This is a genomic window from Peribacillus phoenicis (assembly GCF_047238085.1).
GTDB lineage: Bacteria > Bacillota > Bacilli > Bacillales > DSM-1321 > Peribacillus.
The window spans coordinates 1-20,458 of the sequence record NZ_JBDFMF010000002.1 but is presented as its reverse complement, the minus strand read 5'-3'; the positions used below and the strand labels follow the sequence as shown (position 1 = coordinate 20,458).

At 37.4% G+C, this 20,458-nt stretch carries 34 protein-coding genes; 32 read left to right on the top strand and 2 right to left on the bottom strand.

Features of this window, described 5'->3' with window-relative positions:
• Positions 1-65 precede the first annotated feature (65 nt).
• From ABC374_RS27120 to ABC374_RS27090, 7 genes are all read left to right on the top strand, one after another.
• On the top strand, positions 66-227 hold the full coding sequence (locus ABC374_RS27120; protein WP_413020478.1) for a hypothetical protein: 162 nt from the start codon (positions 66-68) through the stop codon (positions 225-227).
• 387 nt (positions 228-614) lie between these two features.
• Entirely contained in the window at positions 615-1,058 is a 444-nt protein-coding gene (locus tag ABC374_RS27115) for a hypothetical protein (RefSeq protein WP_413020477.1), read from the top strand.
• Entirely contained in the window at positions 1,058-1,318 is a 261-nt protein-coding gene (locus tag ABC374_RS27110; RefSeq protein WP_413020475.1) for a hypothetical protein, read from the top strand. Before ABC374_RS27115 ends, ABC374_RS27110 begins: the two co-directional genes overlap by 1 nt.
• Positions 1,315-1,461: a hypothetical protein gene (locus ABC374_RS27105; protein WP_413020473.1), complete on the top strand. Its 147-nt coding sequence runs from the start codon at positions 1,315-1,317 to the stop codon at positions 1,459-1,461. The genes ABC374_RS27110 and ABC374_RS27105 overlap by 4 nt, the downstream gene beginning before the upstream one ends.
• Complete coding sequence (locus ABC374_RS27100; RefSeq protein WP_413020471.1) at positions 1,461-1,661, top strand: hypothetical protein; 201 nt, start codon at positions 1,461-1,463, stop codon at positions 1,659-1,661. Before ABC374_RS27105 ends, ABC374_RS27100 begins: the two co-directional genes overlap by 1 nt.
• 122 nt (positions 1,662-1,783) lie before the next feature.
• A complete protein-coding gene (locus ABC374_RS27095) occupies positions 1,784-2,308 on the top strand; it encodes an HGGxSTG domain-containing protein (protein WP_413020470.1) in 525 nt (174 codons plus the stop codon).
• A gap of 292 nt (positions 2,309-2,600) precedes the next feature.
• Positions 2,601-3,290, top strand: a complete 690-nt coding sequence (locus ABC374_RS27090; protein WP_413020468.1) for a hypothetical protein — start codon at positions 2,601-2,603, stop codon at positions 3,288-3,290.
• 291 nt (positions 3,291-3,581) lie between these two features.
• Here the strand turns inward: ABC374_RS27090 and ABC374_RS27085 are convergent, their stop codons facing one another.
• On the bottom strand, positions 3,582-4,019 hold the full coding sequence (locus tag ABC374_RS27085) for a type II toxin-antitoxin system PemK/MazF family toxin (protein ID WP_413020466.1): 438 nt from the start codon (positions 4,017-4,019) through the stop codon (positions 3,582-3,584).
• Positions 4,020-4,162: 143 nt separating this feature from the next.
• Between ABC374_RS27085 and ABC374_RS27080 the strand changes: the two genes are divergently transcribed.
• From ABC374_RS27080 to ABC374_RS27005, 16 genes are all read left to right on the top strand, one after another.
• Positions 4,163-4,675, top strand: coding sequence for a hypothetical protein (locus ABC374_RS27080; protein ID WP_413020464.1), 513 nt, complete (start codon positions 4,163-4,165; stop codon positions 4,673-4,675).
• 192 nt (positions 4,676-4,867) lie between these two features.
• Complete coding sequence (locus ABC374_RS27075; RefSeq protein WP_413020462.1) at positions 4,868-5,683, top strand: recombinase family protein; 816 nt, start codon at positions 4,868-4,870, stop codon at positions 5,681-5,683.
• 2 nt (positions 5,684-5,685) lie between these two features.
• Positions 5,686-5,964 carry a hypothetical protein gene (locus ABC374_RS27070; protein ID WP_413020460.1) on the top strand — a complete coding sequence of 93 codons (279 nt, stop codon included), beginning with the start codon at positions 5,686-5,688 and terminating at the stop codon, positions 5,962-5,964.
• Positions 5,965-6,019: 55 nt separating this feature from the next.
• The gene (locus ABC374_RS27065; protein WP_413020458.1) at positions 6,020-6,301 is read left to right on the top strand and encodes a hypothetical protein; all 282 of its coding nucleotides are present in this window, start codon (positions 6,020-6,022) and stop codon (positions 6,299-6,301) included.
• Between the two features lie 24 nt (positions 6,302-6,325).
• Positions 6,326-6,676, top strand: coding sequence for a GIY-YIG nuclease family protein (locus ABC374_RS27060; RefSeq protein WP_413020456.1), 351 nt, complete (start codon positions 6,326-6,328; stop codon positions 6,674-6,676).
• Positions 6,677-6,853, top strand: a complete 177-nt coding sequence (locus ABC374_RS27055; protein ID WP_413020454.1) for a hypothetical protein — start codon at positions 6,677-6,679, stop codon at positions 6,851-6,853.
• An 821-nt stretch (positions 6,854-7,674) separates the two neighbouring features.
• A complete protein-coding gene (locus ABC374_RS27050; protein ID WP_413020453.1) occupies positions 7,675-8,940 on the top strand; it encodes a bifunctional DNA primase/polymerase in 1,266 nt (421 codons plus the stop codon).
• Positions 8,941-9,144: 204 nt separating this feature from the next.
• Positions 9,145-9,504 carry a hypothetical protein gene (locus ABC374_RS27045; RefSeq protein ID WP_413020452.1) on the top strand — a complete coding sequence of 120 codons (360 nt, stop codon included), beginning with the start codon at positions 9,145-9,147 and terminating at the stop codon, positions 9,502-9,504.
• An 11-nt stretch (positions 9,505-9,515) separates the two neighbouring features.
• The gene (locus tag ABC374_RS27040; protein ID WP_413020480.1) at positions 9,516-10,253 is read left to right on the top strand and encodes a hypothetical protein; all 738 of its coding nucleotides are present in this window, start codon (positions 9,516-9,518) and stop codon (positions 10,251-10,253) included.
• A gap of 41 nt (positions 10,254-10,294) precedes the next feature.
• Positions 10,295-10,456 (top strand): hypothetical protein, encoded by a 162-nt coding sequence (locus ABC374_RS27035; protein ID WP_413020478.1) that lies wholly within the window; start codon positions 10,295-10,297, stop codon positions 10,454-10,456.
• Between the two features lie 387 nt (positions 10,457-10,843).
• A complete protein-coding gene (locus ABC374_RS27030) occupies positions 10,844-11,287 on the top strand; it encodes a hypothetical protein (RefSeq protein WP_413020477.1) in 444 nt (147 codons plus the stop codon).
• Positions 11,287-11,547: a hypothetical protein gene (locus ABC374_RS27025; RefSeq protein ID WP_413020475.1), complete on the top strand. Its 261-nt coding sequence runs from the start codon at positions 11,287-11,289 to the stop codon at positions 11,545-11,547. The genes ABC374_RS27030 and ABC374_RS27025 overlap by 1 nt, the downstream gene beginning before the upstream one ends.
• Positions 11,544-11,690: a hypothetical protein gene (locus ABC374_RS27020; RefSeq protein WP_413020473.1), complete on the top strand. Its 147-nt coding sequence runs from the start codon at positions 11,544-11,546 to the stop codon at positions 11,688-11,690. The genes ABC374_RS27025 and ABC374_RS27020 overlap by 4 nt, the downstream gene beginning before the upstream one ends.
• Positions 11,690-11,890, top strand: coding sequence for a hypothetical protein (locus ABC374_RS27015; protein ID WP_413020471.1), 201 nt, complete (start codon positions 11,690-11,692; stop codon positions 11,888-11,890). The genes ABC374_RS27020 and ABC374_RS27015 overlap by 1 nt, the downstream gene beginning before the upstream one ends.
• Before the next feature lie 122 nt (positions 11,891-12,012).
• The gene (locus tag ABC374_RS27010; protein ID WP_413020470.1) at positions 12,013-12,537 is read left to right on the top strand and encodes an HGGxSTG domain-containing protein; all 525 of its coding nucleotides are present in this window, start codon (positions 12,013-12,015) and stop codon (positions 12,535-12,537) included.
• 292 nt (positions 12,538-12,829) lie between these two features.
• On the top strand, positions 12,830-13,519 hold the full coding sequence (locus ABC374_RS27005; RefSeq protein WP_413020468.1) for a hypothetical protein: 690 nt from the start codon (positions 12,830-12,832) through the stop codon (positions 13,517-13,519).
• A 291-nt stretch (positions 13,520-13,810) separates the two neighbouring features.
• Here ABC374_RS27005 and ABC374_RS27000 read toward each other — a convergent pair whose 3' ends face one another.
• Positions 13,811-14,248, bottom strand: a complete 438-nt coding sequence (locus ABC374_RS27000) for a type II toxin-antitoxin system PemK/MazF family toxin (protein WP_413020466.1) — start codon at positions 14,246-14,248, stop codon at positions 13,811-13,813.
• A gap of 143 nt (positions 14,249-14,391) precedes the next feature.
• Between ABC374_RS27000 and ABC374_RS26995 the strand changes: the two genes are divergently transcribed.
• The 9 genes from ABC374_RS26995 to ABC374_RS26955 all read left to right on the top strand — a co-directional run.
• Entirely contained in the window at positions 14,392-14,904 is a 513-nt protein-coding gene (locus ABC374_RS26995; protein WP_413020464.1) for a hypothetical protein, read from the top strand.
• Positions 14,905-15,096: 192 nt separating this feature from the next.
• Positions 15,097-15,912 (top strand): recombinase family protein, encoded by an 816-nt coding sequence (locus ABC374_RS26990; RefSeq protein ID WP_413020462.1) that lies wholly within the window; start codon positions 15,097-15,099, stop codon positions 15,910-15,912.
• 2 nt (positions 15,913-15,914) lie between these two features.
• Positions 15,915-16,193, top strand: a complete 279-nt coding sequence (locus tag ABC374_RS26985) for a hypothetical protein (RefSeq protein WP_413020460.1) — start codon at positions 15,915-15,917, stop codon at positions 16,191-16,193.
• 55 nt (positions 16,194-16,248) lie between these two features.
• Positions 16,249-16,530, top strand: a complete 282-nt coding sequence (locus ABC374_RS26980; RefSeq protein WP_413020458.1) for a hypothetical protein — start codon at positions 16,249-16,251, stop codon at positions 16,528-16,530.
• 24 nt (positions 16,531-16,554) lie between these two features.
• On the top strand, positions 16,555-16,905 hold the full coding sequence (locus ABC374_RS26975) for a GIY-YIG nuclease family protein (protein WP_413020456.1): 351 nt from the start codon (positions 16,555-16,557) through the stop codon (positions 16,903-16,905).
• Positions 16,906-17,082: a hypothetical protein gene (locus ABC374_RS26970; RefSeq protein ID WP_413020454.1), complete on the top strand. Its 177-nt coding sequence runs from the start codon at positions 16,906-16,908 to the stop codon at positions 17,080-17,082. It begins immediately after the preceding gene.
• Between the two features lie 821 nt (positions 17,083-17,903).
• Positions 17,904-19,169: a bifunctional DNA primase/polymerase gene (locus ABC374_RS26965; RefSeq protein ID WP_413020453.1), complete on the top strand. Its 1,266-nt coding sequence runs from the start codon at positions 17,904-17,906 to the stop codon at positions 19,167-19,169.
• A gap of 204 nt (positions 19,170-19,373) precedes the next feature.
• Positions 19,374-19,733, top strand: a complete 360-nt coding sequence (locus ABC374_RS26960) for a hypothetical protein (RefSeq protein WP_413020452.1) — start codon at positions 19,374-19,376, stop codon at positions 19,731-19,733.
• An 11-nt stretch (positions 19,734-19,744) separates the two neighbouring features.
• Positions 19,745-20,458 (top strand): hypothetical protein (locus ABC374_RS26955; RefSeq protein WP_413020450.1); only part of this gene is annotated, 714 nt, incomplete at its 3' end.

Below are 20,458 nucleotides of genomic sequence, written 5' to 3'. Positions count from 1 at the left end.
GAAGCTCTACAAAGGACTATATAGGTCTTATACTGTTCGCAATAACGGTATAGGAGGTTTTAAAAATGAACTATGTAGAAGCAGTAAAGGCAACGCTTGAAGCTGAACTAAAGAAAGCGGGTTTTGTTACAAGTGGGCAAATGGGTGCTCATGATGTTTATGTAAAAGTATTCGTTGAGGAACTGGACAAACTGAATAAGCGTTTAGAAGCACTGGAACAGGCATAATATTGCTTGTTCTTTTTTTATGGCTTAAAAGGGGTTATATGACGTTTTAAGGGTTTTGGGTGTATTTGTATTGGTTCGTGTTTTAAAAGGCGAGAGAAACGAAAATAAAAGGAATGAGGGGTATATTATTTGTTTTTTTGTTTGGGGGACGTAGCCTCGCCCCGAGGACAGGGGACAAGCGGTAGCGCCGTAGGGGGTTTTAAACGAAATTAGGTTTTAAAGCAGTTTAAAAGTGGTTTTTTACAAAATAATAATTTACAAATTGCTTGATAGGTCGTATATTATCGCCAACAACCGGCATAGCCAACTTTAAAAACACTTAGAAGCCTTTATTCCATGCGGAGTATTGGCTTTTTTATTATCTAAAAAACATAGGAGGTCATGAAAATGGCAAAGAAGGAAGCATTAAAAGGACTTATTGAGGAAAAACAGGGGGAATTGTCGGCGATATTAGACCAACAGGCGGAAAATGTAAGGCAATATAAGGCACTTTGGGAGGAAAGAAACACTTGTTTAGAAGATGGCCACACGCTAAAGGCTCATGAATTAGAGGGGAAATATTATCATTTGCGTGATGTTGTAGGGAAACAACTTGATAAAAAGCGGATTGAACTTGATAACGAGGTTGAGGAACTGCAAGCAGAAGCCTACCGCCTAAAGAACAAGTTGAAAGTTGATACAGGCATTTTAGACCGACAACAACAAGATTTACAGAAGTTGAAAAAGGAATACCAGGACAAATTGGCAGAGCAGCAGCAAGCCATTTCAAATACTGAATTTATTTTAGAAGAAGCTGAAAAACGCATTTTAGAGCTAGAGGGGGCTAACTAATGAATACCGAAGAAAGAGAAGCACAAAGGCGGTATAACAAGCAGTATTATGAGAGGAACAAGGAAAAAAGGCAAGCATATGCCCGCGAGTATTACCACAAAAACAAAGAAAGTATTGCAGAGTATAACAAGCGGTATCGTGCAGAGAACAAGGAAAAAATACAGGCTTATGATAAGCAGTACCGCGAAAAGAATAAAGAAAAGTTGAAGCAGAACAGCATTAATTTTTACTCTCGCCTAGCAAAGGAGCAAGAGCAATGAAAATAGACGATTTAAAGCCAACAGAAGTAATTGAAATAGTTGAAAATGAGCCTGTTTTAGAGATTATTACCGAACAGGAACAGAGGGCAGAAAAAGCCTATAAAGGCATGATAAATAATGCACTGGTGGGGGTGGGGAAGTAATGTCATTTGAAGAAAAGATAACCGCATTCATGATAGTTGAAACAAATGATGTAAAGGAACTAAAAGCATTATTACTAGACCGTTCAGAAGAACTTTTATTGTTGAAACAATTTATAAAAGATAAAGGACTATTTGCAGAGTACCAAGCAAAAGTAACAATAGCAAAGGCAAAAGCATTTTCAGAGATGAACAAAGGGTGAAATGAAGTAATACAAAGTTGAAAAATAAGGTTCTATATGGAGCAGATAAAGGGGGTGGGCGAATTTGCTCCCCCTCTTTTTTGAAAACGATACTCCATGAAATGGACTTCGGAGGTGAAACCATGGAAAAAGTGGTATGTGGTGCGGAAACTAAAAGAACAGGAAATCCATGTCAAAGGCGGGCATTGGAAAGCGGTAGATGTAAACTGCATGGCGGTAAAAGTACAGGACCGAAAGACAAGGAAAAGCACCGCCAAAGCCTAAAAGGGAATAAAAATGCTCTAAAAACAGGTGAATACGAGACCATTTCATTTGATGCCTTGTCAGAGGAAGAGCAAGAGTTAATAAAACAGGTATCTGATGACCCGAAAGAGTTGATAAAAAGTAATATTGGTGTACTTGAAATAAGGCAACGTCGAATACTTTTACGCTATGCAGTTGAAAAGCAGAAGAAAAAGCCGAATAGCAAACTTTTAAACAGTTTGGAAGAAGCCTTAACCAGACTAAGCGGAAAAGAACTTGATTACATTAGGGAACTGCATAACGTGTCAGCTGAAACAACTGATAATGACAACGGTTCGTTAGATACTTTCATTGACATAATGGCAGATATAAGGGATTTAAGGAAAAGCCGTATAGGCTCGTAACAGGTGATTTAAGACGTTTTAAGCCTTTTGGGTGTAAATACATTACCTTGCTTGCTAAAACACGACAGCGGGCGAAATTTAAAGGCATTTTAGGGGATTTAAAAATATTTTTGCTTGTTACTTAAAAAATAGCGGGATTTTGAAATATATTGATTGTCGCCAAGAGTTATCAAGCAGTATTCATTGTAGACTATTCGAGCCTTCGGGCTCTTTTTTTATTGGTTGAAGGTGAAACGCTGTTCATGTTGAATAATACATATATGACTATGTGTGAAATGAGGGTGAACAGTGTATGAGTTTTGAAATTGATGAAAAAGCAACGATACGAAGTATTTTAATTGCATTGAGAACGGAAGGGGTCAAGACGGGTGATGTCGCTAAAGCGATACCAGGCATAAGTGAAAAGCCATTTAGAAACGCATTAAAAGCGGCTGGGTGGGAATTTAGCAACCAAGCACCTAAAGGGTGGCATTTTGTAGGAGAAGGAGAAAAGCCACTTGATAAAAGTATTTTTGATTATGTGAACAAGAGTTCATCACGTAAGAAAAACACTTCACAGGGGGTTCACAAGCCTGTCACACCGAGTAATAAAGAGTTCACAGGGAGTAATGAGGACTTCACACCAAATAATATTGATTTCACAGACAGTAATACAAATGACATACCGAATTCACCTATTGTTCACGAGCAATTCACCCAAGATGAAATAAAAGCAATAAAGGAAATGTTGAAATCATGGCAACAACTTGCCCCACAAGGTCAACCGCAAGGCGAGCCGTACGGCGGACACTATGCCCATGCGGGCAACCTTACGCCCGTACATGACCGCATAAAGGCATTACCGCAAGGCGATAAAACAAGAAAGACTATTGTTATTGATAAAGGCATTGGAGAGCGTTTAGACGAGTTTTGCAAGGCTGAAAGGGTCAATAAATCGGACATACTGCATTTAGCATTGATGGACTTTCTAGGCGAAAAATAAGTGTGGTTATGTATTGTTGGGAGTTAAAAGAAGAAAATATAAAGGCAGGTGCCATAATTGACACCTGCCCCGTTTGGAAGCGACCTAAGGCTTCCGATAGTAAACGATAACGTTAGTCCGCGACCATGATTGCTTCAACTCTAGGGCGAGCCTAAGCTGTCACAAGTCATGTACAGACGATATAAGTAAATTTAAAGATGCGATAACGCACCATTTGTACTTACATCGTATGAAATAGTATGGTCTTTGTCAACTAAAAATATGCAAAAAGGGCAGGTAGAAGCTGGCTTTTTAGATGTCAAAGAAATATTTCATACGTTTTTCAATTTGTTTCATGTCAGCATCATCAACGAAGTCAATAACGTCTCCGACACGAGCTTTGCTGACAATTCGCATGTCTTCACATTGAACAATTGAATCGTAGTTTAATTTATATTTACTTTTTAGCAATTTATACTGACTTTTTAAAAGGGCGCCTGGTTTGTTTGCGTCTTTGGTTAAAGGAATGACTGCAATGTTGCCACTTGATTTGTTATTAGAATCAACTGAAACAACGACAGCCGGACGCATGCCAGATTTTTCGAAGCCAATATTTTCACCTAAAAATACTGTTACAATAGCTTTTCTAGGGAAAAAGTGACCTCTACCGCCTCGATAATTTTTGTTTATTTTGTTCTTGAGTGAAAACCACTCAATTGCTTGAGCATGTCTGTTATATGTGTATGGCATTTAATTCCCCCCTCTCTCTACTTAAAACATGATAAGGACAAATTGTCGAAAAAGGAATAAATTTTTTCCATTTGCTCCTAGAAGGTTTTTTACATAAGAGGTAAAGTTTACTTTAAATGGCATAAGCGTTAGAGGTGGATTAAATGAGTTGGGAAGAAATGTACCGCAGAGATTACCCTTGTAAATGTGGCAAAGGCACTTATACCGAAGTGGGCGAAATGGATGACTGGAACAGGACAAGGGATTACCGAATAATAAATTGCTCCGAATGTGCTGAAAAGGCAAGGATAGCCGCAGAGGAAGAAAGAAAAGCCAAAGCTGAAAGGGAAGCACGTTTAAAAGTATTGGTTGAAGAAATTACAACTCACTTTGAAAGGCACTATATGGAGGAATGGCTTTCCTTTTTTGCTTCTGTTAGAAATAAAAAAGAGGTTTGGGCATTAGCAAAGAAAACAGGGGTTGAAAGTTATAGCCTATCTACTTTTTATGACCACAATAAAGGGTCAAGTATGGAGAGTTACGTTAGAAGGCTTGCAAGACCGTATAACATGGTGAAAATTATTGAAGCACTAAACATCAATGACAGCCACTTGAAAAGCAAGGTTGAGGAAGCTATGGACTTGAGAGGTTCATCATATGTAATTGGTTTTTATTGAAGGCAAGGACTGAAAATGGTTCTTGCTTTTTTTTTGTTGTTTAGAAAGACGGAACGAGCAAAAAACGAATTATAAATATTACTATTAAATATTAATACGTAAATGTTTAAAAAGTATTTTTATAAAAGTAATTGTAATTTCTTTTAAACTTATCGTATAATTTAACCAATAAATGGAAAAGGGGAAAAACCAATGGTTACGGTTAAGTTGAAGAAGGTTGTTGCTTATGCTCGTGTATCAAGTGAAAGTCAAATTGAAAATACATCCATTGAGGAACAAATAAAGAAAATTGAAGCCTACTGCATTAGCCAAGATTTAGAATTGGTGAAAGTTTTTATTGATGAAGGGCTTTCGGGTAGCAATACAGAAAGAAGCAGCTATACAGAAATGATTGAATATATTTCAAATGCTGAAAATGAAGTGTCGGGGGTTGTGGTGCTTAAAGCTGACCGCATACACCGCAGATTAAAAAACCTTTTAATCATGATTGAAGATGTTTTAGAGCCTAATGGAATTGCCTTTATTAGCGTTTCTGAAAAGTTTGATACGTCAACCGCACAGGGCATGTTGTTTTTACAAATGATTGGCTCATTTGGTGAATTTGAACGCAAGGTGATAAATGAGCGGACAAAGGGTGGACGTGTTTCTACTGCCAAGAAAAACAAGTATGCGGGCGGTCAAGTGCCATACGGTTACATGGTGATTAATGGACAAGTTGAAATAAATAAAGAGCATGAAGCCATTGTAAAAGAAGTATTTGAGCTTTATTTAGAAGGCAAAAGTTACAACAAGATAGCAACGATTTTAAATAGCCGAAATGTGCCAACTAGAAAGGGCGGAAAGTGGCAAGCTCAACAGGTTAAAAACATGGTGAACACTGAAACATATACAGGAATTAACCGTTATGACGGTAAAAAAGAGCAGAACGGCATTAAGCAAAAAGACGTGTTTCCTAGAATCATTAGTCGCCAGACATGGAACAAAGTACAGGCATTGAAGAGGGCGTAACCATGATTGAGTTGAAAACAGAAAGAGATTTCAGAAGACTAGGAACAAGTATAGATGAATGCTTAAAAATAGTTTTAAACATTGACTATGGATTCTATATGATGACAAAAGAGCAAATACGAATAATGCAGATAATAGAAAATATGGTGAGCCTACAAGAATATACAAACAAAGGTGTTAGGGTGCATGGTTGGGTAGGCAACGAAAGAAAAGTAGAAATTTACGATTACAAGAAATGGCAAGAAAAAGTAGAAAACAGTTTGAAAGGTTTCAAGTTATAAGATGAACAAAGCATTACTAGAGATGAAATAAAGGTGAATTGAGGGTGAATAGTATATGTTGAAAGTGAAATATAGCCATGCTGAAGGGTATTTCCCATTTGCTGAAGGTGATTATGTGACAATCGTTGTCAGATACCTTTATATAAAGGACTTGGAAGATGAACTTTATTATCATGGAACGCTAACAAATGTTGAGGAACAAGGGTTTTGGTGTGTTTTAGATGATGATAAAACAAAGGAAGAGTATTTCAGTTTTCTAGATGTTGAAAATGTCATTGATGGCGATAGAATACCGTTTTTTGCTGGAACAACTAAACGGATAAAGGGCAAAGACTAAAGGTGAAATAGGGGTGAACAACGTATGAAAAATATCAACTTTCCCGCTTTTTTCGATGAATTTATTTTAGCACCTAGCTTTAAAAAGACTGATATTAGACAATGGTTTAAAGAGCATGAAAACGGAAGGGGTGTTTATGCGGTATTTAACCGCCAATTTGAACCGCTTTATATTGGCTCAAGTATTGATTTAAAGCGTAGATTGCCCGCCCATAGGAACAAGGGGCAAAGAAAGCTAGAAGGGCATTTTGACGAGGTTTTATTCATTGGCATTAAGTATGTTGAGGGTGGCGACCCATCGCCTAAGGAAAGGCAGTTTATTAGAGAACTGGAGCCAATGCTCAATAGATACACTTATGAAAGGGGCAGTTATTAAATGGACAACTATCAAGCACGAGCCTATGCGGTTTTGGCACTTGCCGAACTCGGCTATTCGTTAGAGGAAATTGAAAAAGTAAAAGGGCGAATGTCTTTACTGATGGACTTGAACAGTGAAGAAGAAGCAGAGGAAAAAGCTAAAAAGGTTTTGGACAAGATGGCAGGGCTTGAATAAGCCTTGTCTTTTTTTGTGCATTTAAAGGGGTGTGAGAGGGTTCCGAACGGTTCGGAAGGTTTTAATACCTCGAAAGAATTTAAAGGCGAATTTGCCCCCTTCTCGTGGCTCACAATGTAAATTTGTAACGCATTTAATCTGTAAATATGTAAATTTGTAAAGATGTTACTAGGATAAAGGCAAAAAATGGGGTGCAGCTGTCAAAGTAAAAAGGGGAGGGTAGTCATAAAAGGAGGGCAGACCGTTTCCGAACATCTGCCCCTTTTTATTTCTAGGAGTATAGAAAAAAGTGAAAGCAAGAAAAACAAACTAGCAAAGGAAGTGACTAAAGTATAAGACCTTTTTTGCCATTTGTAGACATAAAAAAAGAGCAGAGCCAACAGGCAACTGCTTTTTCCTAGGTAAGGAAAGATAGAAAAAATGTTAAAAGTAAAACTTGCAACCACCTAAATTATAAGACAATTTTTGTTATTTGTAGACATTAGTTTGTCAGTTTATAAGATTGCTTGTCAAAGTTAGTCTTTAAGTCTAGCAATATAGGATGTATAATTAAAAATAAATAAATAGACTTTTCAAATTGAAAAATAAAAAGCAAAAAGAGTTATTCCTTACTTGTTTGGCGACAGGAGGAACAACTCTTTTAGAAGACAACAGAGCAAGGGCAAACCTTGTCTATTGACGTATTTAATTTTTAAAATGTTACTGTTATTATAACACGTCAAAGACAGGTTTAAAACCATTTTAAGCAAAATATTAAGACGTAATATGTCCAATATTTTCCCCTTGTCTGTTGTCCTCCGCTTACTAGGGGGATTTTTTTTATGGGAGCAGTAGCATACGCAACAGAAAACATTGAAAAAACAATTGATTTTGCAGTGCAGCATAACCTAAGCATTTTTCCACTGTATAGAAAAACGGAGCCTGAACCACAATGGCTACCTAAAGAAAGTTGGAAACCGTACCAAACTAAACGGGCAACCTTACGCCAAATGGTTGGCTGGATTGAAGATTCTACCAAAGGTATAGGACTTGTAACAGGTAAGCTGAATGGCATTGTAGTTTTAGATATTGATGTTAAGAACGGTAAGAACGGTTGGAAGTATGTGAAGGGCAAACATTTGCCACATACACCAACTGTAAAAACTCAAAGTGGAGGTACGCATTATTATTTCAAGTACCCCAAAAATGTTGAGGAAATAAGAAATGCAGTTGATTTATATGGGAAAAACACTGGTGTCGATGTAAGAGGGGATGGCGGTTTTGTAGTAATGCCCTTTACACCAGGCTATGAATGGGTAGACGGTTTAGACTTTGAAAGTGTTCCCCTTGCGGATATTCCCGAATGGTTGCTAAACGATTTACAGAACCAACCTAAGAAAGAACCTAAACAGGCGAGCAAACCACGCAAAACGGTTGCTAAGGTACGGAAAGAACTAACTCCAAAGAAACCTATTAACCCAATAGGTGAAAGCGTGAAGGACTATTTTAAAGACGAAGAAGCAGTAATGCAAATGCTCACGCTTTTAGGTCTTGATGGGGTTGAAATAGATGGTTCGCCATTTAACTGTATATTGCCAAGTAAAACACCCGATAGCAGACCTTCTGCAAGTCTACATAAGGCGAAAAATGGAGTAATTGTTTATAGGGATTGGCGGGCAAGTGAGGGCGAGGAACTGTATTACACGTTGCCAGAGGTTTACGCTTCGTTGAAATACAAAGAAAGAAAGAAGTTAAACCCTGCCGAGCTTGCTACATGGTCTTTGCGTATGCTTGTTGAAATAGGCATTTTAGAAACAAAGCCAATAGAAGCACCAGAGCTACCAGAGAGCCTACGCAAAAAGAAAGCCGTAAATGGTGTATATGAAGGGTTTAAGCACCTTCTAGCAGTAAAGAAGCTATATTTAGATGGTCAAAATAGAACAGCCTTCAGTTACCGATTCGCCGCTGCCTGGTGCGGTCTTTCTTCGCCTTCAGTGCAAAATGCAATGACACAACTAGAAGCATTCGGCTATATACAAATGGTAGGCAAGGAAGGAAAGGGAATAAGGGCTGTCAATGTGTATCAGCTAAACAAGCAAAAGCCTTGATATGACAGCATTTTCGCTACTATTTTCGATAATTACAATAAAAAAGTTATACAAGTAATGTATATATATATTTATTACTTGTATAACTTTTTACTCTTTTACACTCTTAAACACTTTTTATACTACACAATAGATTTTATACTGCACTTAAAAATAAAGGGCATTTTACAATATATTTTATATAGGCGATAGGGGGAGCTTGGAATGATTAAAGAGGATATAGACTATACGAATTTATTCCAACTAGAACCAATGACAAAAAAGCAAGAAAGCTATTTGACGTATTTAGTTAGCTCGTTAGTGGACTATGGCAGAAAATTATATATAAAAGGCAATGCGGGGGGTTATGTTGTTCCGGTGCTACTTCCTAAAGATTATCCGTTTACAGTAGAGTTCGAGGATATTTCTAAAGGGGAAGCCCAGGAGATTATAGGGCATATAAAGAGAAAAAGGCTTGATGATATATGTAGAACCACTGCAGGAAAGATTTATTTAGATGGTGAGCCTATAACATTAGCTGATTTTCTTATGGGAAAGCGTATTGTAATTGGTATTGAGTATTAGGAGGAAGCAGTATGAATATAGCTGAGATGATACAGGAGGGAGCAAAGCAAAAAACAATCCCTCAAAAAATAGGTAACTTTATTGCTCATGAGTTTTTACTTGATGGGGGATTACCGGAGTTACAAGCAAGGAAGCCAGATTTTAGGGAATTAGCAATACAGTTTCTTAGCACTCATAAAAGCCATTATGGTGTAAGGCATTTCGACCCGTATTTGACAGAAAATTGCATTGTAGAAGGCATTGAACGGTATATGAGAACCAAGCATGAGAAGCATTTAGAAAAGTATTACGGTAGGGATATAGCCGAAGATTATGCTATATGGGCACTTGAAAAGGGGTTATTACCTACAAAGAATATAGCATCATACAAGCAACGTAGGTTTTTATTGGTACTGGTGTCTAAATTAACAGAGTGCTTTGCTGATTATTACAAAGGTGAAGGGGCAGAAACATTGCCAAAGTTGAAACCTATTGTATTATTTTTTGATTTTCTAGGTATGAGTGAATGTAATGATTTAATTGATAAACTAAACTCGGCAAGGAACTTGAGGAAAAAGTGGACAGCAAAGGAATTGAAACTAGCTTCTAAGGTGCATATCATGAAACAAGGTTATACATTAGCGGATTTTTTGAATGGTGCAGAACTTGAAGCATTAAAGCACCGCCAAGCGATATATAAAGACTATGAAGAAAAAGCAAGACCATTTAGGGAACGCAAAATAAAAGAAGCTCTACAAAGGACTATATAGGTCTTATACTGTTCGCAATAACGGTATAGGAGGTTTTAAAAATGAACTATGTAGAAGCAGTAAAGGCAACGCTTGAAGCTGAACTAAAGAAAGCGGGTTTTGTTACAAGTGGGCAAATGGGTGCTCATGATGTTTATGTAAAAGTATTCGTTGAGGAACTGGACAAACTGAATAAGCGTTTAGAAGCACTGGAACAGGCATAATATTGCTTGTTCTTTTTTTATGGCTTAAAAGGGGTTATATGACGTTTTAAGGGTTTTGGGTGTATTTGTATTGGTTCGTGTTTTAAAAGGCGAGAGAAACGAAAATAAAAGGAATGAGGGGTATATTATTTGTTTTTTTGTTTGGGGGACGTAGCCTCGCCCCGAGGACAGGGGACAAGCGGTAGCGCCGTAGGGGGTTTTAAACGAAATTAGGTTTTAAAGCAGTTTAAAAGTGGTTTTTTACAAAATAATAATTTACAAATTGCTTGATAGGTCGTATATTATCGCCAACAACCGGCATAGCCAACTTTAAAAACACTTAGAAGCCTTTATTCCATGCGGAGTATTGGCTTTTTTATTATCTAAAAAACATAGGAGGTCATGAAAATGGCAAAGAAGGAAGCATTAAAAGGACTTATTGAGGAAAAACAGGGGGAATTGTCGGCGATATTAGACCAACAGGCGGAAAATGTAAGGCAATATAAGGCACTTTGGGAGGAAAGAAACACTTGTTTAGAAGATGGCCACACGCTAAAGGCTCATGAATTAGAGGGGAAATATTATCATTTGCGTGATGTTGTAGGGAAACAACTTGATAAAAAGCGGATTGAACTTGATAACGAGGTTGAGGAACTGCAAGCAGAAGCCTACCGCCTAAAGAACAAGTTGAAAGTTGATACAGGCATTTTAGACCGACAACAACAAGATTTACAGAAGTTGAAAAAGGAATACCAGGACAAATTGGCAGAGCAGCAGCAAGCCATTTCAAATACTGAATTTATTTTAGAAGAAGCTGAAAAACGCATTTTAGAGCTAGAGGGGGCTAACTAATGAATACCGAAGAAAGAGAAGCACAAAGGCGGTATAACAAGCAGTATTATGAGAGGAACAAGGAAAAAAGGCAAGCATATGCCCGCGAGTATTACCACAAAAACAAAGAAAGTATTGCAGAGTATAACAAGCGGTATCGTGCAGAGAACAAGGAAAAAATACAGGCTTATGATAAGCAGTACCGCGAAAAGAATAAAGAAAAGTTGAAGCAGAACAGCATTAATTTTTACTCTCGCCTAGCAAAGGAGCAAGAGCAATGAAAATAGACGATTTAAAGCCAACAGAAGTAATTGAAATAGTTGAAAATGAGCCTGTTTTAGAGATTATTACCGAACAGGAACAGAGGGCAGAAAAAGCCTATAAAGGCATGATAAATAATGCACTGGTGGGGGTGGGGAAGTAATGTCATTTGAAGAAAAGATAACCGCATTCATGATAGTTGAAACAAATGATGTAAAGGAACTAAAAGCATTATTACTAGACCGTTCAGAAGAACTTTTATTGTTGAAACAATTTATAAAAGATAAAGGACTATTTGCAGAGTACCAAGCAAAAGTAACAATAGCAAAGGCAAAAGCATTTTCAGAGATGAACAAAGGGTGAAATGAAGTAATACAAAGTTGAAAAATAAGGTTCTATATGGAGCAGATAAAGGGGGTGGGCGAATTTGCTCCCCCTCTTTTTTGAAAACGATACTCCATGAAATGGACTTCGGAGGTGAAACCATGGAAAAAGTGGTATGTGGTGCGGAAACTAAAAGAACAGGAAATCCATGTCAAAGGCGGGCATTGGAAAGCGGTAGATGTAAACTGCATGGCGGTAAAAGTACAGGACCGAAAGACAAGGAAAAGCACCGCCAAAGCCTAAAAGGGAATAAAAATGCTCTAAAAACAGGTGAATACGAGACCATTTCATTTGATGCCTTGTCAGAGGAAGAGCAAGAGTTAATAAAACAGGTATCTGATGACCCGAAAGAGTTGATAAAAAGTAATATTGGTGTACTTGAAATAAGGCAACGTCGAATACTTTTACGCTATGCAGTTGAAAAGCAGAAGAAAAAGCCGAATAGCAAACTTTTAAACAGTTTGGAAGAAGCCTTAACCAGACTAAGCGGAAAAGAACTTGATTACATTAGGGAACTGCATAACGTGTCAGCTGAAACAACTGATAATGACAACGGTTCGTTAGATACTTTCATTGACATAATGGCAGATATAAGGGATTTAAGGAAAAGCCGTATAGGCTCGTAACAGGTGATTTAAGACGTTTTAAGCCTTTTGGGTGTAAATACATTACCTTGCTTGCTAAAACACGACAGCGGGCGAAATTTAAAGGCATTTTAGGGGATTTAAAAATATTTTTGCTTGTTACTTAAAAAATAGCGGGATTTTGAAATATATTGATTGTCGCCAAGAGTTATCAAGCAGTATTCATTGTAGACTATTCGAGCCTTCGGGCTCTTTTTTTATTGGTTGAAGGTGAAACGCTGTTCATGTTGAATAATACATATATGACTATGTGTGAAATGAGGGTGAACAGTGTATGAGTTTTGAAATTGATGAAAAAGCAACGATACGAAGTATTTTAATTGCATTGAGAACGGAAGGGGTCAAGACGGGTGATGTCGCTAAAGCGATACCAGGCATAAGTGAAAAGCCATTTAGAAACGCATTAAAAGCGGCTGGGTGGGAATTTAGCAACCAAGCACCTAAAGGGTGGCATTTTGTAGGAGAAGGAGAAAAGCCACTTGATAAAAGTATTTTTGATTATGTGAACAAGAGTTCATCACGTAAGAAAAACACTTCACAGGGGGTTCACAAGCCTGTCACACCGAGTAATAAAGAGTTCACAGGGAGTAATGAGGACTTCACACCAAATAATATTGATTTCACAGACAGTAATACAAATGACATACCGAATTCACCTATTGTTCACGAGCAATTCACCCAAGATGAAATAAAAGCAATAAAGGAAATGTTGAAATCATGGCAACAACTTGCCCCACAAGGTCAACCGCAAGGCGAGCCGTACGGCGGACACTATGCCCATGCGGGCAACCTTACGCCCGTACATGACCGCATAAAGGCATTACCGCAAGGCGATAAAACAAGAAAGACTATTGTTATTGATAAAGGCATTGGAGAGCGTTTAGACGAGTTTTGCAAGGCTGAAAGGGTCAATAAATCGGACATACTGCATTTAGCATTGATGGACTTTCTAGGCGAAAAATAAGTGTGGTTATGTATTGTTGGGAGTTAAAAGAAGAAAATATAAAGGCAGGTGCCATAATTGACACCTGCCCCGTTTGGAAGCGACCTAAGGCTTCCGATAGTAAACGATAACGTTAGTCCGCGACCATGATTGCTTCAACTCTAGGGCGAGCCTAAGCTGTCACAAGTCATGTACAGACGATATAAGTAAATTTAAAGATGCGATAACGCACCATTTGTACTTACATCGTATGAAATAGTATGGTCTTTGTCAACTAAAAATATGCAAAAAGGGCAGGTAGAAGCTGGCTTTTTAGATGTCAAAGAAATATTTCATACGTTTTTCAATTTGTTTCATGTCAGCATCATCAACGAAGTCAATAACGTCTCCGACACGAGCTTTGCTGACAATTCGCATGTCTTCACATTGAACAATTGAATCGTAGTTTAATTTATATTTACTTTTTAGCAATTTATACTGACTTTTTAAAAGGGCGCCTGGTTTGTTTGCGTCTTTGGTTAAAGGAATGACTGCAATGTTGCCACTTGATTTGTTATTAGAATCAACTGAAACAACGACAGCCGGACGCATGCCAGATTTTTCGAAGCCAATATTTTCACCTAAAAATACTGTTACAATAGCTTTTCTAGGGAAAAAGTGACCTCTACCGCCTCGATAATTTTTGTTTATTTTGTTCTTGAGTGAAAACCACTCAATTGCTTGAGCATGTCTGTTATATGTGTATGGCATTTAATTCCCCCCTCTCTCTACTTAAAACATGATAAGGACAAATTGTCGAAAAAGGAATAAATTTTTTCCATTTGCTCCTAGAAGGTTTTTTACATAAGAGGTAAAGTTTACTTTAAATGGCATAAGCGTTAGAGGTGGATTAAATGAGTTGGGAAGAAATGTACCGCAGAGATTACCCTTGTAAATGTGGCAAAGGCACTTATACCGAAGTGGGCGAAATGGATGACTGGAACAGGACAAGGGATTACCGAATAATAAATTGCTCCGAATGTGCTGAAAAGGCAAGGATAGCCGCAGAGGAAGAAAGAAAAGCCAAAGCTGAAAGGGAAGCACGTTTAAAAGTATTGGTTGAAGAAATTACAACTCACTTTGAAAGGCACTATATGGAGGAATGGCTTTCCTTTTTTGCTTCTGTTAGAAATAAAAAAGAGGTTTGGGCATTAGCAAAGAAAACAGGGGTTGAAAGTTATAGCCTATCTACTTTTTATGACCACAATAAAGGGTCAAGTATGGAGAGTTACGTTAGAAGGCTTGCAAGACCGTATAACATGGTGAAAATTATTGAAGCACTAAACATCAATGACAGCCACTTGAAAAGCAAGGTTGAGGAAGCTATGGACTTGAGAGGTTCATCATATGTAATTGGTTTTTATTGAAGGCAAGGACTGAAAATGGTTCTTGCTTTTTTTTTGTTGTTTAGAAAGACGGAACGAGCAAAAAACGAATTATAAATATTACTATTAAATATTAATACGTAAATGTTTAAAAAGTATTTTTATAAAAGTAATTGTAATTTCTTTTAAACTTATCGTATAATTTAACCAATAAATGGAAAAGGGGAAAAACCAATGGTTACGGTTAAGTTGAAGAAGGTTGTTGCTTATGCTCGTGTATCAAGTGAAAGTCAAATTGAAAATACATCCATTGAGGAACAAATAAAGAAAATTGAAGCCTACTGCATTAGCCAAGATTTAGAATTGGTGAAAGTTTTTATTGATGAAGGGCTTTCGGGTAGCAATACAGAAAGAAGCAGCTATACAGAAATGATTGAATATATTTCAAATGCTGAAAATGAAGTGTCGGGGGTTGTGGTGCTTAAAGCTGACCGCATACACCGCAGATTAAAAAACCTTTTAATCATGATTGAAGATGTTTTAGAGCCTAATGGAATTGCCTTTATTAGCGTTTCTGAAAAGTTTGATACGTCAACCGCACAGGGCATGTTGTTTTTACAAATGATTGGCTCATTTGGTGAATTTGAACGCAAGGTGATAAATGAGCGGACAAAGGGTGGACGTGTTTCTACTGCCAAGAAAAACAAGTATGCGGGCGGTCAAGTGCCATACGGTTACATGGTGATTAATGGACAAGTTGAAATAAATAAAGAGCATGAAGCCATTGTAAAAGAAGTATTTGAGCTTTATTTAGAAGGCAAAAGTTACAACAAGATAGCAACGATTTTAAATAGCCGAAATGTGCCAACTAGAAAGGGCGGAAAGTGGCAAGCTCAACAGGTTAAAAACATGGTGAACACTGAAACATATACAGGAATTAACCGTTATGACGGTAAAAAAGAGCAGAACGGCATTAAGCAAAAAGACGTGTTTCCTAGAATCATTAGTCGCCAGACATGGAACAAAGTACAGGCATTGAAGAGGGCGTAACCATGATTGAGTTGAAAACAGAAAGAGATTTCAGAAGACTAGGAACAAGTATAGATGAATGCTTAAAAATAGTTTTAAACATTGACTATGGATTCTATATGATGACAAAAGAGCAAATACGAATAATGCAGATAATAGAAAATATGGTGAGCCTACAAGAATATACAAACAAAGGTGTTAGGGTGCATGGTTGGGTAGGCAACGAAAGAAAAGTAGAAATTTACGATTACAAGAAATGGCAAGAAAAAGTAGAAAACAGTTTGAAAGGTTTCAAGTTATAAGATGAACAAAGCATTACTAGAGATGAAATAAAGGTGAATTGAGGGTGAATAGTATATGTTGAAAGTGAAATATAGCCATGCTGAAGGGTATTTCCCATTTGCTGAAGGTGATTATGTGACAATCGTTGTCAGATACCTTTATATAAAGGACTTGGAAGATGAACTTTATTATCATGGAACGCTAACAAATGTTGAGGAACAAGGGTTTTGGTGTGTTTTAGATGATGATAAAACAAAGGAAGAGTATTTCAGTTTTCTAGATGTTGAAAATGTCATTGATGGCGATAGAATACCGTTTTTTGCTGGAACAACTAAACGGATAAAGGGCAAAGACTAAAGGTGAAATAGGGGTGAACAACGTATGAAAAATATCAACTTTCCCGCTTTTTTCGATGAATTTATTTTAGCACCTAGCTTTAAAAAGACTGATATTAGACAATGGTTTAAAGAGCATGAAAACGGAAGGGGTGTTTATGCGGTATTTAACCGCCAATTTGAACCGCTTTATATTGGCTCAAGTATTGATTTAAAGCGTAGATTGCCCGCCCATAGGAACAAGGGGCAAAGAAAGCTAGAAGGGCATTTTGACGAGGTTTTATTCATTGGCATTAAGTATGTTGAGGGTGGCGACCCATCGCCTAAGGAAAGGCAGTTTATTAGAGAACTGGAGCCAATGCTCAATAGATACACTTATGAAAGGGGCAGTTATTAAATGGACAACTATCAAGCACGAGCCTATGCGGTTTTGGCACTTGCCGAACTCGGCTATTCGTTAGAGGAAATTGAAAAAGTAAAAGGGCGAATGTCTTTACTGATGGACTTGAACAGTGAAGAAGAAGCAGAGGAAAAAGCTAAAAAGGTTTTGGACAAGATGGCAGGGCTTGAATAAGCCTTGTCTTTTTTTGTGCATTTAAAGGGGTGTGAGAGGGTTCCGAACGGTTCGGAAGGTTTTAATACCTCGAAAGAATTTAAAGGCGAATTTGCCCCCTTCTCGTGGCTCACAATGTAAATTTGTAACGCATTTAATCTGTAAATATGTAAATTTGTAAAGATGTTACTAGGATAAAGGCAAAAAATGGGGTGCAGCTGTCAAAGTAAAAAGGGGAGGGTAGTCATAAAAGGAGGGCAGACCGTTTCCGAACATCTGCCCCTTTTTATTTCTAGGAGTATAGAAAAAAGTGAAAGCAAGAAAAACAAACTAGCAAAGGAAGTGACTAAAGTATAAGACCTTTTTTGCCATTTGTAGACATAAAAAAAGAGCAGAGCCAACAGGCAACTGCTTTTTCCTAGGTAAGGAAAGATAGAAAAAATGTTAAAAGTAAAACTTGCAACCACCTAAATTATAAGACAATTTTTGTTATTTGTAGACATTAGTTTGTCAGTTTATAAGATTGCTTGTCAAAGTTAGTCTTTAAGTCTAGCAATATAGGATGTATAATTAAAAATAAATAAATAGACTTTTCAAATTGAAAAATAAAAAGCAAAAAGAGTTATTCCTTACTTGTTTGGCGACAGGAGGAACAACTCTTTTAGAAGACAACAGAGCAAGGGCAAACCTTGTCTATTGACGTATTTAATTTTTAAAATGTTACTGTTATTATAACACGTCAAAGACAGGTTTAAAACCATTTTAAGCAAAATATTAAGACGTAATATGTCCAATATTTTCCCCTTGTCTGTTGTCCTCCGCTTACTAGGGGGATTTTTTTTATGGGAGCAGTAGCATACGCAACAGAAAACATTGAAAAAACAATTGATTTTGCAGTGCAGCATAACCTAAGCATTTTTCCACTGTATAGAAAAACGGAGCCTGAACCACAATGGCTACCTAAAGAAAGTTGGAAACCGTACCAAACTAAACGGGCAACCTTACGCCAAATGGTTGGCTGGATTGAAGATTCTACCAAAGGTATAGGACTTGTAACAGGTAAGCTGAATGGCATTGTAGTTTTAGATATTGATGTTAAGAACGGTAAGAACGGTTGGAAGTATGTGAAGGGCAAACATTTGCCACATACACCAACTGTAAAAACTCAAAGTGGAGGTACGCATTATTATTTCAAGTACCCCAAAAATGTTGAGGAAATAAGAAATGCAGTTGATTTATATGGGAAAAACACTGGTGTCGATGTAAGAGGGGATGGCGGTTTTGTAGTAATGCCCTTTACACCAGGCTATGAATGGGTAGACGGTTTAGACTTTGAAAGTGTTCCCCTTGCGGATATTCCCGAATGGTTGCTAAACGATTTACAGAACCAACCTAAGAAAGAACCTAAACAGGCGAGCAAACCACGCAAAACGGTTGCTAAGGTACGGAAAGAACTAACTCCAAAGAAACCTATTAACCCAATAGGTGAAAGCGTGAAGGACTATTTTAAAGACGAAGAAGCAGTAATGCAAATGCTCACGCTTTTAGGTCTTGATGGGGTTGAAATAGATGGTTCGCCATTTAACTGTATATTGCCAAGTAAAACACCCGATAGCAGACCTTCTGCAAGTCTACATAAGGCGAAAAATGGAGTAATTGTTTATAGGGATTGGCGGGCAAGTGAGGGCGAGGAACTGTATTACACGTTGCCAGAGGTTTACGCTTCGTTGAAATACAAAGAAAGAAAGAAGTTAAACCCTGCCGAGCTTGCTACATGGTCTTTGCGTATGCTTGTTGAAATAGGCATTTTAGAAACAAAGCCAATAGAAGCACCAGAGCTACCAGAGAGCCTACGCAAAAAGAAAGCCGTAAATGGTGTATATGAAGGGTTTAAGCACCTTCTAGCAGTAAAGAAGCTATATTTAGATGGTCAAAATAGAACAGCCTTCAGTTACCGATTCGCCGCTGCCTGGTGCGGTCTTTCTTCGCCTTCAGTGCAAAATGCAATGACACAACTAGAAGCATTCGGCTATATACAAATGGTAGGCAAGGAAGGAAAGGGAATAAGGGCTGTCAATGTGTATCAGCTAAACAAGCAAAAGCCTTGATATGACAGCATTTTCGCTACTATTTTCGATAATTACAATAAAAAAGTTATACAAGTAATGTATATATATATTTATTACTTGTATAACTTTTTACTCTTTTACACTCTTAAACACTTTTTATACTACACAATAGATTTTATACTGCACTTAAAAATAAAGGGCATTTTACAATATATTTTATATAGGCGATAGGGGGAGCTTGGAATGATTAAAGAGGATATAGACTATACGAATTTATTCCAACTAGAACCAATGACAAAAAAGCAAGAAAGCTATTTGACGTATTTAGTTAGCTCGTTAGTGGACTATGGCAGAAAATTATATATAAAAGGCAATGCGGGGGGTTATGTTGTTCCGGTGCTACTTCCTAAAGATTATCCGTTTACAGTAGAGTTCGAGGATATTTCTAAAGGGGAAGCCCAGGAGATTATAGGGCATATAAAGAGAAAAAGGCTTGATGATATATGTAGAACCACTGCAGGAAAGATTTATTTAGATGGTGAGCCTATAACATTAGCTGATTTTCTTATGGGAAAGCGTATTGTAATTGGTATTGAGTATTAGGAGGAAGCAGTATGAATATAGCTGAGATGATACAGGAGGGAGCAAAGCAAAAAACAATCCCTCAAAAAATAGGTAACTTTATTGCTCATGAGTTTTTACTTGATGGGGGATTACCGGAGTTACAAGCAAGGAAGCCAGATTTTAGGGAATTAGCAATACAGTTTCTTAGCACTCATAAAAGCCATTATGGTGTAAGGCATTTCGACCCGTATTTGACAGAAAATTGCATTGTAGAAGGCATTGAACGGTATATGAGAACCAAGCATGAGAAGCATTTAGAAAAGTATTACGGTAGGGATATAGCCGAAGATTATGCTATATGGGCACTTGAAAAGGGGTTATTACCTACAAAGAATATAGCATCATACAAGCAACGTAGGTTTTTATTGGTACTGGTGTCTAAATTAACAGAGTGCTTTGCTGATTATTACAAAGGTGAAGGGGCAGAAACATTGCCAAAGTTGAAACCTATTGTATTATTTTTTGATTTTCTAGGTATGAGTGAATGTAATGATTTAATTGATAAACTAAACTCGGCAAGGAACTTGAGGAAAAAGTGGACAGCAAAGGAATTGAAACTAGCTTCTAAGGTGCATATCATGAAACAAGGTTATACATTAGCGGATTTTTTGAATGGTGCAGAACTTGAAGCATTAAAGCACCGCCAAGCGATATATAAAGACTATGAAGAAAAAGCAAGACCATTTAGGGAACGCAAAATAAAA

What these genes read in the sequence shown, in the direction of transcription:
- ABC374_RS27120 (WP_413020478.1), top strand. Translation starts at nt 66, where the DNA reads ATGAACTATGTAGAAGCAGTAAAGGCAACGCTTGAAGCTGAACTAAAG.
- ABC374_RS27115 (WP_413020477.1), top strand. Translation starts at nt 615, where the DNA reads ATGGCAAAGAAGGAAGCATTAAAAGGACTTATTGAGGAAAAACAGGGG.
- ABC374_RS27110 (WP_413020475.1), top strand. Translation starts at nt 1,058, where the DNA reads ATGAATACCGAAGAAAGAGAAGCACAAAGGCGGTATAACAAGCAGTAT.
- ABC374_RS27105 (WP_413020473.1), top strand. Translation starts at nt 1,315, where the DNA reads ATGAAAATAGACGATTTAAAGCCAACAGAAGTAATTGAAATAGTTGAA.
- ABC374_RS27100 (WP_413020471.1), top strand. Translation starts at nt 1,461, where the DNA reads ATGTCATTTGAAGAAAAGATAACCGCATTCATGATAGTTGAAACAAAT.
- ABC374_RS27095 (WP_413020470.1), top strand. Translation starts at nt 1,784, where the DNA reads ATGGAAAAAGTGGTATGTGGTGCGGAAACTAAAAGAACAGGAAATCCA.
- ABC374_RS27090 (WP_413020468.1), top strand. Translation starts at nt 2,601, where the DNA reads ATGAGTTTTGAAATTGATGAAAAAGCAACGATACGAAGTATTTTAATT.
- ABC374_RS27085 (WP_413020466.1), bottom strand. Translation starts at nt 4,019, where the DNA reads ATGCCATACACATATAACAGACATGCTCAAGCAATTGAGTGGTTTTCA.
- ABC374_RS27080 (WP_413020464.1), top strand. Translation starts at nt 4,163, where the DNA reads ATGAGTTGGGAAGAAATGTACCGCAGAGATTACCCTTGTAAATGTGGC.
- ABC374_RS27075 (WP_413020462.1), top strand. Translation starts at nt 4,868, where the DNA reads ATGGTTACGGTTAAGTTGAAGAAGGTTGTTGCTTATGCTCGTGTATCA.
- ABC374_RS27070 (WP_413020460.1), top strand. Translation starts at nt 5,686, where the DNA reads ATGATTGAGTTGAAAACAGAAAGAGATTTCAGAAGACTAGGAACAAGT.
- ABC374_RS27065 (WP_413020458.1), top strand. Translation starts at nt 6,020, where the DNA reads ATGTTGAAAGTGAAATATAGCCATGCTGAAGGGTATTTCCCATTTGCT.
- ABC374_RS27060 (WP_413020456.1), top strand. Translation starts at nt 6,326, where the DNA reads ATGAAAAATATCAACTTTCCCGCTTTTTTCGATGAATTTATTTTAGCA.
- ABC374_RS27055 (WP_413020454.1), top strand. Translation starts at nt 6,677, where the DNA reads ATGGACAACTATCAAGCACGAGCCTATGCGGTTTTGGCACTTGCCGAA.
- ABC374_RS27050 (WP_413020453.1), top strand. Translation starts at nt 7,675, where the DNA reads ATGGGAGCAGTAGCATACGCAACAGAAAACATTGAAAAAACAATTGAT.
- ABC374_RS27045 (WP_413020452.1), top strand. Translation starts at nt 9,145, where the DNA reads ATGATTAAAGAGGATATAGACTATACGAATTTATTCCAACTAGAACCA.
- ABC374_RS27040 (WP_413020480.1), top strand. Translation starts at nt 9,516, where the DNA reads ATGAATATAGCTGAGATGATACAGGAGGGAGCAAAGCAAAAAACAATC.
- ABC374_RS27035 (WP_413020478.1), top strand. Translation starts at nt 10,295, where the DNA reads ATGAACTATGTAGAAGCAGTAAAGGCAACGCTTGAAGCTGAACTAAAG.
- ABC374_RS27030 (WP_413020477.1), top strand. Translation starts at nt 10,844, where the DNA reads ATGGCAAAGAAGGAAGCATTAAAAGGACTTATTGAGGAAAAACAGGGG.
- ABC374_RS27025 (WP_413020475.1), top strand. Translation starts at nt 11,287, where the DNA reads ATGAATACCGAAGAAAGAGAAGCACAAAGGCGGTATAACAAGCAGTAT.
- ABC374_RS27020 (WP_413020473.1), top strand. Translation starts at nt 11,544, where the DNA reads ATGAAAATAGACGATTTAAAGCCAACAGAAGTAATTGAAATAGTTGAA.
- ABC374_RS27015 (WP_413020471.1), top strand. Translation starts at nt 11,690, where the DNA reads ATGTCATTTGAAGAAAAGATAACCGCATTCATGATAGTTGAAACAAAT.
- ABC374_RS27010 (WP_413020470.1), top strand. Translation starts at nt 12,013, where the DNA reads ATGGAAAAAGTGGTATGTGGTGCGGAAACTAAAAGAACAGGAAATCCA.
- ABC374_RS27005 (WP_413020468.1), top strand. Translation starts at nt 12,830, where the DNA reads ATGAGTTTTGAAATTGATGAAAAAGCAACGATACGAAGTATTTTAATT.
- ABC374_RS27000 (WP_413020466.1), bottom strand. Translation starts at nt 14,248, where the DNA reads ATGCCATACACATATAACAGACATGCTCAAGCAATTGAGTGGTTTTCA.
- ABC374_RS26995 (WP_413020464.1), top strand. Translation starts at nt 14,392, where the DNA reads ATGAGTTGGGAAGAAATGTACCGCAGAGATTACCCTTGTAAATGTGGC.
- ABC374_RS26990 (WP_413020462.1), top strand. Translation starts at nt 15,097, where the DNA reads ATGGTTACGGTTAAGTTGAAGAAGGTTGTTGCTTATGCTCGTGTATCA.
- ABC374_RS26985 (WP_413020460.1), top strand. Translation starts at nt 15,915, where the DNA reads ATGATTGAGTTGAAAACAGAAAGAGATTTCAGAAGACTAGGAACAAGT.
- ABC374_RS26980 (WP_413020458.1), top strand. Translation starts at nt 16,249, where the DNA reads ATGTTGAAAGTGAAATATAGCCATGCTGAAGGGTATTTCCCATTTGCT.
- ABC374_RS26975 (WP_413020456.1), top strand. Translation starts at nt 16,555, where the DNA reads ATGAAAAATATCAACTTTCCCGCTTTTTTCGATGAATTTATTTTAGCA.
- ABC374_RS26970 (WP_413020454.1), top strand. Translation starts at nt 16,906, where the DNA reads ATGGACAACTATCAAGCACGAGCCTATGCGGTTTTGGCACTTGCCGAA.
- ABC374_RS26965 (WP_413020453.1), top strand. Translation starts at nt 17,904, where the DNA reads ATGGGAGCAGTAGCATACGCAACAGAAAACATTGAAAAAACAATTGAT.
- ABC374_RS26960 (WP_413020452.1), top strand. Translation starts at nt 19,374, where the DNA reads ATGATTAAAGAGGATATAGACTATACGAATTTATTCCAACTAGAACCA.